Source organism: Planomicrobium sp. CPCC 101079, from assembly GCF_007859275.1.
Lineage (GTDB): Bacteria > Bacillota > Bacilli > Bacillales_A > Planococcaceae > Planococcus.
Genome location: NZ_VOHC01000029.1, coordinates 1 through 12,975, shown reverse-complemented (window position 1 = coordinate 12,975; position 12,975 = coordinate 1). Strand labels below are relative to the sequence as shown.

At 42.5% G+C, this 12,975-nt stretch carries 11 protein-coding genes; 2 read left to right on the top strand and 9 right to left on the bottom strand.

Annotation, left to right across the window (positions count from 1 at the left end; translation table 11 throughout):
- Nucleotides 1-62 precede the first annotated feature (62 nt).
- Nucleotides 63-737 (bottom strand): FadR/GntR family transcriptional regulator, encoded by a 675-nt coding sequence (locus tag FQV28_RS14075; RefSeq protein WP_146497137.1) that lies wholly within the window; start codon nt 735-737, stop codon nt 63-65.
- 349 nt (nt 738-1,086) lie between these two features.
- Between FQV28_RS14075 and FQV28_RS14070 the strand changes: the two genes are divergently transcribed.
- A complete protein-coding gene (locus tag FQV28_RS14070) occupies nt 1,087-1,959 on the top strand; it encodes a metallophosphoesterase family protein (RefSeq protein ID WP_146497136.1) in 873 nt (290 codons plus the stop codon).
- Nucleotides 1,960-2,086: 127 nt separating this feature from the next.
- Here the strand turns inward: FQV28_RS14070 and FQV28_RS14065 are convergent, their stop codons facing one another.
- The 8 genes from FQV28_RS14065 to FQV28_RS14030 all read right to left on the bottom strand — a co-directional run bounded on the left by FQV28_RS14065 (nt 2,087) and on the right by FQV28_RS14030 (nt 11,259).
- A complete protein-coding gene (locus FQV28_RS14065; RefSeq protein WP_146497135.1) occupies nt 2,087-3,073 on the bottom strand; it encodes a 2-hydroxyacid dehydrogenase in 987 nt (328 codons plus the stop codon).
- A gap of 77 nt (nt 3,074-3,150) precedes the next feature.
- Nucleotides 3,151-3,759 (bottom strand): thioredoxin family protein, encoded by a 609-nt coding sequence (locus tag FQV28_RS14060; RefSeq protein ID WP_370455136.1) that lies wholly within the window; start codon nt 3,757-3,759, stop codon nt 3,151-3,153.
- 33 nt (nt 3,760-3,792) lie between these two features.
- Complete coding sequence (locus FQV28_RS19670) at nt 3,793-3,906, bottom strand: TlpA family protein disulfide reductase (RefSeq protein WP_146497133.1); 114 nt, start codon at nt 3,904-3,906, stop codon at nt 3,793-3,795.
- A gap of 460 nt (nt 3,907-4,366) precedes the next feature.
- Nucleotides 4,367-5,773: a glucuronate isomerase gene (gene uxaC, locus FQV28_RS14050; RefSeq protein ID WP_146497132.1), complete on the bottom strand. Its 1,407-nt coding sequence runs from the start codon at nt 5,771-5,773 to the stop codon at nt 4,367-4,369.
- A 96-nt stretch (nt 5,774-5,869) separates the two neighbouring features.
- The gene (locus tag FQV28_RS14045) at nt 5,870-8,269 is read right to left on the bottom strand and encodes a glycoside hydrolase family 31 protein (RefSeq protein ID WP_146497131.1); all 2,400 of its coding nucleotides are present in this window, start codon (nt 8,267-8,269) and stop codon (nt 5,870-5,872) included.
- Between the two features lie 67 nt (nt 8,270-8,336).
- Entirely contained in the window at nt 8,337-9,632 is a 1,296-nt protein-coding gene (locus tag FQV28_RS14040; protein WP_146497130.1) for a TRAP transporter large permease, read from the bottom strand.
- Nucleotides 9,633-9,640: 8 nt separating this feature from the next.
- The gene (locus tag FQV28_RS14035) at nt 9,641-10,144 is read right to left on the bottom strand and encodes a TRAP transporter small permease (protein ID WP_255472962.1); all 504 of its coding nucleotides are present in this window, start codon (nt 10,142-10,144) and stop codon (nt 9,641-9,643) included.
- A gap of 101 nt (nt 10,145-10,245) precedes the next feature.
- On the bottom strand, nt 10,246-11,259 hold the full coding sequence (locus FQV28_RS14030) for a TRAP transporter substrate-binding protein (RefSeq protein WP_146497128.1): 1,014 nt from the start codon (nt 11,257-11,259) through the stop codon (nt 10,246-10,248).
- A gap of 443 nt (nt 11,260-11,702) precedes the next feature.
- On the opposite strand from FQV28_RS14030, the gene FQV28_RS14025 reads away from it, so the two are divergent.
- Nucleotides 11,703-12,686, top strand: coding sequence for a LacI family DNA-binding transcriptional regulator (locus FQV28_RS14025; RefSeq protein ID WP_146497127.1), 984 nt, complete (start codon nt 11,703-11,705; stop codon nt 12,684-12,686).
- Nucleotides 12,687-12,975 lie beyond the last annotated feature (289 nt).

The window sequence follows — 12,975 nt, the reverse complement described above, 5'->3', positions numbered from 1 at the left end:
ATAATTAAATTAATACTTCCAGAAAGTAAGCCCTTACATTTTCATTAAACTAGAGATTAAATTCACTCTAGTTTTTGTAAAGTCGCCTCTAAATGTCTTCTCATCAATAATGGAGCCAATTCCTTATCCCTATTTTCGATGGCATTCAAGATTTCCTCATGAAATTCCATCGCAATGTCCGGACCAACATCGGTATACAGTTGCTTAATGTTAAATTTTAAAATACTGTGAAGCGTCTCACTAATGCTTATGACTATTTGATTTCCAGTTCCGTAGGCAATTTCTTTATGGAAATAGAAATCATGTAAATGAAATTCCTCGGGATCTGAGTAGCTCTTTTTCATGTTCTCATGAATTTCACGCAGTCTCTTTACCCTGTCTTCATCATAATTTTTGATAAACATTTCTACATTTCCTTGTTCGAACGGAATACGAAATTCAATAATACTTTTAATATCGTTTTCATTTAAAACTAAAGCAGGGATTAAACTTTTAAAAAAAACCTGAGGTTTGATATCTTGAACGACAGTACCTGATCCTTTCTTTTTAACTAAAATCCCTAAAGCCACTAATTTATCCAACGCTTGTCGGACGGAAATTCTACTTACATTTAATTCATCGCCGAGTTCTTTCTCGGACATAATCTTCGTGTAAGGCTTCCACTCTTTTATCACAACCTTTTCCATAATGTAATCAAAGACTCTTTCACTAGGGGTTTGACCTTCTAAAACTTTCACTTTAAACACCAACCTGTATTACAAATTTTATGTTTATTTTCATATTACTCTTACTTCTTGTATTACAACTACACAATAACACCTAAAAAAGCGATTGTAAACACAATTTTCTAATTATTTTAATAAAAGTTGTATTACAAGTTGAATTTATTTTTAAAAATCTGTAATACAACTTTCGTTTTTTATTAGAGCAGCCATGCTTCTTTCAGCAATCTAATAACCACAACCTTCTCTTTAATAATGCTAACTTTTATAGCATTAACAATCTCTTAATATTCTCTTAATAGCGGCTCATTAATTAGAGGGTACACTAGTAATGAACATAGAGATGAAGGGAGAATGAAAAGACATGAGAATCGCAGTAATCGGTGACTTGCATTACCCTGAATTGACTACAGACAACCAATTTATCGCAGGTGCGCGCCAAGGATTTTACGAAACGTTTATGGAGCGTTTTTTTTCGATACCGGCAGACATATATGTATCCATTGGGGATTTAACAAATTACGGAACGGAAGAAGAGCTGAAGAATATCTATTCGATCATCCGCCGCCACGGAAAGCAGTTTGTCCACGTTCTTGGCAACCATGATGTCTATGGTTTGAAGCGCAAGGAAGTTTTGGAAATCACGCAGCAGCAGCGCTTTCACTTGGTTGAAACAGACTCGGCAATGTTGGCTTTCCTGGATACCACAAGAGAACAGGATCTCAATGATTGCGGAGGCGTTCTTGATCCCATTCAGCAGGAATGGCTTGAGTCAGTAGTCGAATATTCCGGAGAGACACCGCTTCTCGTCTTTGGCCATCATCCTATCTATGCAACAACTGCAAAATCACATGAGCCTATGCATTACATTCACCCGCACGTACAAATTCAGGAAATTCTGCAGAAAAAACAAGGCCCTGGCCTTTATGTCAACGGGCACAACCATTACAATTCAATTGCGCTGCGAAAACGCTGGACGTTCTTGCAGATTGCCGCTGTATTGGATGAGCAGGCAGCGCGCATCATTGAAATATCGGACTCGTTGATTTCCATCGATTCCATTGATTTATCTGATTCGCTTTTGGAAGAACAGGCAAAAGTTATCGGAGACGCCATTAACCATTTCAGCCTGCGAGTTGATCCGCTAGGGACAGATGCTGACATGAAGCACTTGATTCCATTAGTGCCGGCCACGAAAAAAACGGCTGCAAAAGCTGCCAGCATGGTCAACTTATAATAGTTCCAAATACCAAAAATTTAAAAAGCGGCACACAAAAACACCATTCCTATATGAACGGTGTTTTCATTTTGGCTCCATTTGAAGTTGTTGCTCTATTCCCTAATCGACAAAGCGCCATTGCCCTTCACTGCTCCGTCAAACTCCTCAGTTCCTTTACGACGTCAGGCGGCACTTGTCCTGTCACCCCAGCTACCAAGTTTTCTGCTGCTTTCATGGCCATATCAAACCGCGTATTGTGCGTCGCGGATCCGATATGGGGCAGCGTTACGACATTGTCCAGCTGCAGCAGCGGGTTGTCCGATTCCACCGGCTCCACTTCAAACACATCAAGCCCCGCACCGCGTATTTTCTTTTCCTGAAGTGCCTGGACCAAAGCTTTTTCATCTACAACCTGGCCTCTTGCGCAATTGATAAAGATGGCGTCCGGCTTCATCAAATCGAATTGTTTCTGTCCTATGATATGGTGCGTTTCGGGCGTCAAGGGAAGCATCACCACAACAAAATCAGAGGCGGCAAGCAGGTCATCGACTTCACTGTACCGTGCGCCATATTTCTCTTCCGCTTCCTGTTTTCTTGAATTGCTGTTGTACAGGACGTTCATCTCAAATCCCAGCGCAGCTCTTCTGGCAATTTTTTCTCCGATCCTGCCCATTCCGATAATGCCAAGTGTCGTATGGTGGACGTCTACGCCAAAATTCCGTTCCGAGCTTTTTTCTTTGCCCCAATTGCCTTCTTTCACCCATCGGTCAAGTTCCGGCAGTCTCCGGGCCGCTGATAATATCAATCCGAATACCAGGTCCGCAACCGTTTCGTCCAAAACAAACGGCGTATGGGTTCCCAGTACGCTTCTTTCTTTCATCGCTTCAATATCAAAAGAGTCGTAGCCTACGGATATCGTGCTGACCACTTTTAACTGAGGCGCTTTTTCTAAAAATTCTTTGTTGATTGCGCCTTTTTTAGTCATCAGCCCTTCCACATCTGCCACTTCCTCGGCAAGGATCTCTGGCGGAATCGGTTCTTTTTTGTCCCAGATCCGATAATCGCAATGTTGTGCAATATAGTTTTCCACTTCTTTTGGAATGGGTGCAGAAATAAATACTTTCGGTTTCATCGGCTCTCCTTCATCTCCCTTTTATCTATGTCCCATTTTTCTGGTTGAAAAGAAAAAGGCCAAAATCGGCCTCTTCGTCACGTGCTTGGCAAAAAGCAGCCATCTGGCCCACAGATCAGCCCTTGGTTCCGGTGGCGCTCTTCTTCCTCTTTTTCCCTTTCAAGCTGGCCTTGCTGCCATTCAAATTCAATCTCCGGACTGAATTTTTCCGGAAAACGGATATACCAACGCTGTTTGCGGATAGTGAAATTATCGGGATCCAGCAGGCATGCATCATCCAATTCTTTTAACGCCTCATCATTGCGGCCCTGCTTGGCGTATTCCATGCCCAGCTTGTATTTTGTCTGGGCTAATTGCTGCTGCAGATCGGATTGGCCGCTTTTCGGGCTGCCGCCGTCAAACTCGACTTTCTCCACTTCTTTATGGAGCAGCTGTTCAACCGCCTTGATGTTTTCCGGATTATCCAGCTTGAATCCTTCTTTGATCATCCGGATTGTTCCTTCCTCATCAAGAAAAATTCCATTTGGCACCATTTTAAAGCCGAATAGGTTGATCAACACATTATTTTCATCGACCACTGTCGTAAAAGTAGTTCCTTCAGTATACGGCTTGACGACTTCCGGCCCTTGGCCATCTGCGGCAACCGACAAAATCTCGAAATTAGCATCTTTGTATTTTTCATACACTTGCTGCCACCCGGGCAGCTGGGCACGGCAGCGTCACCAGGATGCCCACATGAAAATAAGCGTGTTCTTCCCGCGGAAATCGCTGATGGAAACTTGGTTGCCTTCCAGGTCATTCAATTGGATGTCTTGCATTTGTTCCAGTAACATAGCTGGCCCTCCTTTTTTCAATCAATATAAACATAATTCTTCCCTAATCTTTATTCTACATCCCATCTTAATATTCCTGTTACCCGAATGGACCGCCAAACCAAACAGACAGCTTGTCTACAGTCGCCCGAGATCAAGAGCGAAACATTGGCAAGGCAGATTATTGAAGGCTGGTGCCTCTTGCCCTAAAGCGAATCATAAAAACCTGATTTTATGGAAATAGGCTGCCATACCCCTGATTCGGTGTATGGCAGCCTACTACTATTTTTCTATAAATGCTGCAAACTGCGGCGACATTTCCGAATAAAGGACATCACTGTCGCCGGTAATAACAGCCACACACCCGCAATTGTTTCATAATTGGAAAACACGGAACATCCCTTTTATCTTTTACCGGAACTGGCCAACCCGGTTTACGCGATTTTCTTAGTCACAATTTTGAATGCAGGATAAACCTATTTCAGTCGATCTCCACACCAAAATATGCTTTGGCATTGTTATAGGAAATGTCCTGGACCATTTTGCCAATGAACGCGTAGTCTTTCGGTAATTCCCCTTCTTCAATCCACGTCCCAAGCAATTGGCAAAGGATTCTTCTAAAGTAGTCATGCCTCGTATAAGAAAGAAAACTGCGCGAATCGGTTAACATGCCCACAAATTGGCTTAACAGTCCCGCATTGGCCAATTCTTTCATTTGCCGGAGCATTCCTTCTTTTTGATCATTGAACCACCAGCCTGAACCGAACTGAATCTTCCCTTTCATTTCACTCGACTGGAAATTGCCGATTGTGCTGGCAATCAGCTCATTTTGGGTCGGATTTAATGTATAAATGATCGTTTTGGGCAACGCATTGCTGCGTTCAAGGCTATCCAAAAACTTGTTCAACGGACGAGCCAATTCAAAATCGTTCATCGAATCAAACCCGGCATCAGGACCTAACAGCTCAAACATCTTTGTGTTATTGTTGCGGACCACTCCTATATGGAGCTGCATCGCCCAGCCGTGCTTGGCATATAATTCCCCTAAAAATTTCATGGTGAAGGTACGGTACTTGTCTTCTTCCGCCTTTGAAACTATACCTCCGTTCAAAACTTGCGCAAAAATTTCCTTTACTTCATCAAAAGTGGCTTCACTGTAAGGCAGATAGTCAAAACCATGATCTGATGCGCGGCAGCCATGTTCGTGAAAATATTCCACCTTTTTCTTCAAAACATTCAAGAACTCTTCGTAGCTGGTGATTTCTTGATCTGCTGACTTGCCCAGCTCTTCCATATAATCCACAAAGTTAGGGTTTAGCAGATTAAGCCCCTTGTCCGGACGAAAAGTAGGAAGCACTTTAGCTTCAATATTTTCGTTCTTTTCAATAGCTTCATGATAGTTTAACGTTTCTGCAGGATCGTCTGTTGTGAAAATCGCTTTTACATTGCTGTCTTTGATGATTCCTTGAGCTGAAAAGGAATCAGAGTGAACACGTTCGTTGAATTGCTCCCACATTTCCTCCCAATTTTCTTCCTTGATCACTTTGTCGTAGCCGAAATAGCGTTTCACCTCTAAGTGCGACCAGTGGTATAAAGGATTTCCCATTGTGTAGGGAACCGTTTGTATCCAAGCGCGGAACTTTTCTTTATCTTCCGCATCTCCTGTAATGAACCGCTCTTCAATTCCCAAAGCTCTCATTGCTCTCCATTTGTAATGGTCTCCGGACAGCCAGATATCCGTTATGCTCTTGAACCGATGATTCTCAGCAATTTCCTTCGGACTCAAATGACAGTGGAAATCATAGATAGGCATATCTTTGGCATATTGATGATATAAAATCTTCGCACTTTCCGTGTTTAACAAAAAATCTTCAGTTATAAAATTCATGGATACCTCCGCAGAACTGGCTTGGTTTGATCTGTTTTTAGGCTGTTGAAATAGAAAGGTCCAGCAAGTAGAGATTGCCGAGTTTAGAAGAATCTGTTAGGACAGCGAAACTACATAGCCCTCTGCTGTCTCCTTCACCTCTTGTCCATTTACAACAAGTTTGCGCTTGTCATTTCCTTTCAAGTCAAAACGAATCTTATCGTAAGGCAGTTCATAATTGCCTTGTATGTTAAGTGTGATTTCCACAACTTCTGAAGTGGATTCCATCTCTATAGAAACAACTTTGTGATTTGTTTCATAATTTTGCGAAACTCCATCATCTTCATACAGGTGGTATGCCGCTTTTCCTTCTTCTTTATGCGGGAAGAGCATAAAGCCTCTTTCTTCTTGCTCTTTGGTTGCAAACGTAGCGGCAAAATTGTTTACCGGAATAATGCTGCCAGCTTTTATAAGAAGCGGTGCCAGTTCCAAAGGAGCCGGAACAGTTATTATCTGGCCGCCTTCATGCCATTCGGAATTATGGAAGTTGTACCAACCTGCTTCATGCAAAGGGAGGTAGACAGATCTTTCCACGCTTCCCTTTTCGACTACAGAAGCAACAAGCATCGATTCGCCAAGCATGAAATCGTCGTTTTCTTCAAACGTCTTTGGATCATGGCCAAAATCGTAGAATGTAGGACGGATGATCGGCTCATAATTTTTGTGCGCATTGTAAAGCGCTGTATATAAGTAAGGCAGGATCTTGTGGCGGAATTTGACCAATTCGCGAATATGCCCAGTTGTTTCTTCATACATCCACGGAACGTTGACGGTCTGGTCTTCATTCCAGGAATGGATGGTAAAACGAGGGTGGAAAATGCCGTTTTGCACCCATCGCACTAACAATTCAGGTTCAGGAGCCGGACCGGAGAACCCGCCCACATCATGTCCCGTGTTATAGATGCCGGACATGCTTAATCCAAGGCCCATCTTAATGTTGTATTTGAGTGACTTCCAATTTGTATAGTTATCACCGGACCAAGTCTGCACATACCGCTGCATCCCCGGACTGCCTGATCTTGAGATTAGGTAAGGCCGCAGATTAGGCGCAAACTCTTTTTGCGCTTCGAAAGATGCTTTCATCATAAGAAGCGGCTGCAAAGCCCGAACATCCTCAAAGCTGATTTTCTCGCCAAATCCATTGCAAGAAGCGTCTTTCGACCAAATTTCAAATTCATTATTGTCATTCCAAGTGGAATCGATTCCGTATTCAAGAAGTTGCTTTGTTACATTGTCTTTCCACCACTGGACCGACTCTTCGTTGGTGAAATCGACATAAGATCCGACTTCATCCCAGAACTGCACCACTTCATTTTCTTCGGAACCGTCCATAATGAACATCTTTCGTTTTTTCATTTCTTCGAATGATGGATGATCTTTCAGCAGCGCGGGTTTAATATTTGCGCAAAGTTTGACCCCTTTTTGATGATATGTATCGATGAAGCTTTTTGGGTCTGGAAACTTATCCCTGTTCCAATTGAAAACATAGCGTTTGTCACCAATCGATGTATAGCCCGAAGACAATTGGAAAGAATCGCATATAATATCGTGTCTTTCAGATTCCTCGATAAACTTGTTCAGTTGTTCCTGGGCGTCCGGGGCATCCGTATAAGTCATTGTGGAACCGGAATAACCAAGGCTCCATTTCGGTGAAAAGATTGTTTTTCCTGTAAGCCAAGAATATTTTTTGACGACGTCTTTCAATTCCGGCCCAAGGATAATGTAGTAGTCCAAATCTTCTCCGAACGATTGATAGTAGCGGTAATGGCCATGATAATTATCCATTTCGTTCCCCATGTCAAACGCACTTTGAGCCATATTGTCGTAAAAAACCCCGAAAGATACGGCAGTTTGTTTGTTTCTGGTGATGTAAAAAGGAATATTTTTATACAAGGGATCCGTATATTGCGCATCGTATCCCATTGGATCCAGACTCAACATCCGGTACCGTTTGCCATAGCGGTCCATATCCCCGCTTTTTTCTCCCAATCCGAAATACTGCTCATCTTGGCTGCGTTCAAGGTAATGGTATATCCCCTCTCCTAGAGAGCCGTCCAAATTATAGGCTTGGGTATTTCGGTCGGCTGCTATTTGAGTAAGACCTTCCTGGCCTTTTGCATACCAAGTGATTTTAAAGCCGTCCAAGTTAATTGAAAGTTTAAGCATATCCGTCTCAACGATAAACTTGTCTCCTTCAATACTTGTTTCATAAGAAGGAAGTGAAAAAGGCGTTAAATCCAGGCGGTCTCTTCCTTTAAGCGGTACATCATCCATACCAGGAGCCACGAACCAGGTTTTATCGATTTTCAGGTTCTCCCCTTTTGTAAAAAGCACACGAATTACATCTTTTTCTAAAACAAACACTCTGGCAGTGGATGAAGAATTCTCATATTGAAAAGTTAATGTATTATTCTCTTCTTTTTGCAACGTAAATAAATAGCTATCTTTTAATGACATAAATTATTCACCTGATCTTTCTTCATAGACTGTATTTCTTTGCCGCAAAACAACTTTGACCTGACTATCAATATCCGAGCAGATTAGGAAGAACCATACTGATCCAAGGGATATAGGATACTAGGAACAGAACCACTAAAATAGCTACATAAAACGGAATTAATGGTTTGATCACATCTTCTAGATCCAGTTTTGCAATACTTGCTCCCACGAACAATGCACTACCTACTGGTGGAGTAATGTTTCCGATACTTAAATTCATGACCATCATAATGCCGAAATGAATAGGGTCCATACCGAAACCGGCAACAATCGGCAAGAAAATAGGAGTGAAAATCAACACTGCAGGCGTGATATCCATGAACGTTCCAATAACCAGCAGGAAAAGATTCAGGATTAAAAGAAGAACAATCGGATTGTCGGATATTCCAATGATAAGGTCACTAAGGGCAGATGGAATTCCTGTAAACGCCATGACCCATGACATAATGGATGAGGCAGCCACAAGAAGCATGATGACCGAAGTCACTTCAACTGCCTCCATGATAATTCCCGGCAAGTCCTTCAATTTCACTGCTTTGTACATCATGGACAGAAAAAATGTGTAGGCAACGGCTACTGCTGAGGCTTCCGTCGCCGTGAAAATTCCGGATAGAATTCCGCCGATGACGATAACGATCAATAGCAAGCTTGGAATTGCATCTACAAACGTTTTAAATGCCACTTTCAAACTGACTCGTTCTGATACAGGATAGCTTTTTCGCTTCGCAATGATGAAAGCAGTAACCATACAAGCAAATGCCCATAGCAGCCCCGGAAGATAACCGGCTACAAACAAAGCTGCCACTGAAGTTCCCCCGCTGACTAGCGAGTAGATGATCAATGTTCCGCTCGGGGGGATGATCAGCCCGATTGGAGCAGAAGCAATATTGACCGCTGCTGAATATTTCGGGTCATATCCTTCCTTTTTTTGCAGCGGCCCCATTACGCCGCCAATCGCTGCAGCTGCCGCAACTGATGAGCCGGAGAGAGAACCAAAAAGCGTGTTCCCGAGTATGTTGGTATGAGCTAAAGCTCCCGGCGCCCGTCCAACCAGCACCTTTGCAAAGTTAATCAGACGCACAGCCACACCGCCGTTGTTCATAAGAATACCGGCAAGAATAAAAAATGGAACGGCCAGTAATGTGAAACTGTCAAGCCCAGTGACAATCTTTTGGCTAGCTGTGAATATTGCCATATCCATTGGCAATATAGTCAGAATTGTCACCAATGAAGCGATTACAATACTAATCGAAATAGGAACACTTATAATTAGCAGTATTGCAAATACCACTGTTAATATAATCCCAGCCTCCAAGGCCATAGAACTCACTACCTCTCGTCAATAATTTCCTCGGATTTATAGATATCTTCGTCTAAAGACTTGTTTCGATATCTATTTATATGTTCAACAATATGGATCAAGGCATAAAACAAAAACAGAATGCCAGCCACAATTAGACTCATATACAAATACTCAATCGGCAGGCCTAACGCTGAAGAAACCTGTCCTTGAGCATTTTCAAAAGCCTTGTATCCTCCAAACAGCAAAATCACAAGTATAAACATCAATACAATGATCTCAACAATGAGATCGACGATAACAGAAACTTTTTTCGGGAACTTCCGTACCACAAATACAATTGCGATGTGTTTTCTCTTTCCATATGTATAAGCTGCCCCCAACATGGTAAGCCAAATAAGGGAATATCTTAGAAATTCCTCAGAAACTGTGCTGGGTGTGTTCAATAAAAATCTCGTGAAAACCTGCCAACAAGCGACCAAGACCATGACTACCAGCAAGGAACACGTTAATGTCGCTGTAATTCTATCCACTATTTTCCTCACTAAAGTTATTCTCCCTTCTTTAAAGAACTTGGGCGGCTCCCCCATCAGCAAAAAATAAACGCTGATGGATGAAGCCGCCATCTGTCCTTTTAGTTAGCGTAGCTCTGAAAATCTTCGAAATATTTCTTGTTCGCTTCATTTTTGGCTTGATATTCTTCATGAAGCGGAGCTGATGCATCGATGAATGGAGCTTTATCGATTGTGTAGAAAGTTACGCCCATTTCTTCAGCAGCTGTAATTGCTTCTTCGATTGCATTGGCCCATACTTCTTTATGGCTTTCAGAGGATTGTTCAGCAGCGTCAGTGATTGCCTGTTGCTGTTCTTCAGAAAGTCCATCCCATTTGTCTGCACTGACGATCAAAACATCCGGTACATATTGATGTTCCGTGTAAGAATATGCTTTTGAAACTTCTCCGTGCTTGTTGCTAGTCAAAGCCGTCTCGTTGCTCTCCGCACCGTCGATCACGCCTTGCTGCAGAGAAGTGTAGACTTCTCCAAACGCCATAGGTGTTGGAGAACCGCCCATCGCTTCAATCATAGCGATAGAAGTCGGACTTTCTTGAACCCGGATTTTCATGCCATTCAGATCTGCTGGAGATTCAACTTTTTTATCAGCCGTGTAAATGCTGCGTTGCCCTCCGTCATACCAGCCGATTGCAACAAAGCCATCGTCTTTTGTACTCTGGAAAATTTCCTGTACCGATTCACTGTTGTCCATCACATTATGATAGTGTTCTTTGCTTTGGAACACGTATGGAAGTGAAAAAATAGAATAGTTTTCATTGAAAGCTTCCAATGCGCTTGCACTTACTTTCGCCATATCCAAAGTTCCAGATTGCACAAGTTCAATAACATCCCTTTCGGCACCCAACTGGCCATTCGGGAAGATCTCGACTTCCACCGCTCCTTCACCTGCTATTTTCGAAAACTCAGTTAAGGAAGTATGAATAGGATGCTCTTCCGACTGGTTATGCGCAAGTCGCATAGAAACTGACTTTGCTTCAGAATCGCCGCTTGCATTGCTCCCACTGCCACATGCACTTAAAAGAGATACAGACAATAAACCGGCAGTTGCTACAGAAAACAGTTTTTTAAACTTCATCAAAATTCCTCCTAAAATAATTGCTTTTATTCTTTTCTCACCAGATAAAGAAAGGGCTTACACATTTCTTTGCGCTACTGATTTCTGAATGCCGAATCTTCTGCTCCTCTTTATTCAAAGATTCAAACATCAAAAGGCAAGCGCTTACATTTCATTTAAATTACTGCATCTTGGCTCACACATAGTTTCCTTACTCGCAATAACAACGTTGTTATTGTTTTTTTATCTTATATGAAAACCGCTCTTATATCAACACATTTATTAGAAAATTTATATTTCACATTCATTATTCGTTTAAAATTATATTAAAATGGTTAAAATATTGTTATTTAAGTAGCTTTATAGAGATATTTGCTTTGATTTTTTCTTTAAAAATAATAACGTTGTTAATTATTCCAATTTATACTAGACTGTAAGCTATCAATCATTAGTGGGGATGAATTATGAAAATAACAATAAAGGATCTAGCTCAGCTTACTGGTGTCAGCTATTCAACGGTATCCAAAGCTCTCAATGACAGCCCTTTGGTCAAACCCGAAACAAAGGCACGAATTATAACGCTGGCCAAAGAAATGGGGTATGAACCCAATTATGCAGCACAGCGGCTCGTCTCAAAAGAATCCAAAGTGATCGGGCTGATCTGGCCAACTTTGGAACGGATGGCCCCCTCTATTCTAGTCACCAAAATTAACGAAGAAATATCTAAAAATGGTTATTCCATGCTCCTTTCAGTCAATTCGATCCAGTCTTCAATTGAAATGTTTAAGCGCTTTCAAGTGGATGGCCTCATCATTTTCAATGAGCAGCATAATGAAATGCCAGAAACCTCTCCTCTTCCGACAGTCACGTATGGCGTCGGCAAGGATAAAGCATTTCCTGTAATTGATGTGAATTACCAAGGCGCAATGCATAGAGCTGTAGAATACCTGTACAAATTGGGCCACAAAAAGATTGCTTTTATCGGTGATTTCTCACCCGTGGACGAACGCCAGCTCGAAAAATACTATGGCTTCCAAAAAGCAATGAAAAAATTCGGCTTGCCCATAAACGGAAATCTGATTGATACGGCCGGCCTGACTTGGTATGACGGCTATATAGCTACAACTCGCCTGTTGGCTTCCAACTATAAACCGACTGCCATCATCGGCTCCAGCTATGATATTAGCGGAGGAATCGTCCGCGCGCTCAGACAAGAAAATTATGTCATACCTAAAGATATTTCCGTTATTGGCTATGATAACATCCCGCAAATGGCAAACATGGAAATCCCGCTTACCAGCTTCGGGGTGCCGGTTGAAGAAATAGCTCATCATATGGTCAATACTTTGCTCAGTAATCTGAGCGATCCCGATTCTGTTCCACTTGTCCGGACACTGAGCCCTACCATCTCCGAACGGTCTTCCTGTGCCCGCTGGCAGGAACAGTAGTCTTACCGCCAAGCCTCTATTCTCCAAGAAATCTTTTAAACAAAGCTTTCGGGCCATTCTGACCGAAAGCTGAACTCATTAGAATATAAAAGGGTGGCACAGAATTGTGCCGCCCTTTCCAGGCTGTCGAGAAACTCTTGTTGCTCTTTTCACATTGCGCTCCAGGCGGACGCTTTCTTATCAGTAGTCAAGCCTTTTTCTTTTACAGAAGAGGGGAATGAGGGAAGCGTAGGCAGCGGGCTTTCCGTTCCGGCGCTCGCTTTCCGCGGGCACGGCCTTAGCCGCTTCA

What these genes read in the sequence shown, in the direction of transcription:
- uxaC (WP_146497132.1), bottom strand. Translation starts at nt 5,773, where the DNA reads ATGAATTTTATAACTGAAGATTTTTTGTTAAACACGGAAAGTGCGAAG.
- FQV28_RS14065 (WP_146497135.1), bottom strand. Translation starts at nt 3,073, where the DNA reads ATGAAACCGAAAGTATTTATTTCTGCACCCATTCCAAAAGAAGTGGAA.
- FQV28_RS14030 (WP_146497128.1), bottom strand. Translation starts at nt 11,259, where the DNA reads ATGAAGTTTAAAAAACTGTTTTCTGTAGCAACTGCCGGTTTATTGTCT.
- FQV28_RS14045 (WP_146497131.1), bottom strand. Translation starts at nt 8,269, where the DNA reads ATGTCATTAAAAGATAGCTATTTATTTACGTTGCAAAAAGAAGAGAAT.
- FQV28_RS14025 (WP_146497127.1), top strand. Translation starts at nt 11,703, where the DNA reads ATGAAAATAACAATAAAGGATCTAGCTCAGCTTACTGGTGTCAGCTAT.
- FQV28_RS14040 (WP_146497130.1), bottom strand. Translation starts at nt 9,632, where the DNA reads ATGGCCTTGGAGGCTGGGATTATATTAACAGTGGTATTTGCAATACTG.
- FQV28_RS14070 (WP_146497136.1), top strand. Translation starts at nt 1,087, where the DNA reads ATGAGAATCGCAGTAATCGGTGACTTGCATTACCCTGAATTGACTACA.
- FQV28_RS19670 (WP_146497133.1), bottom strand. Translation starts at nt 3,906, where the DNA reads ATGTTACTGGAACAAATGCAAGACATCCAATTGAATGACCTGGAAGGC.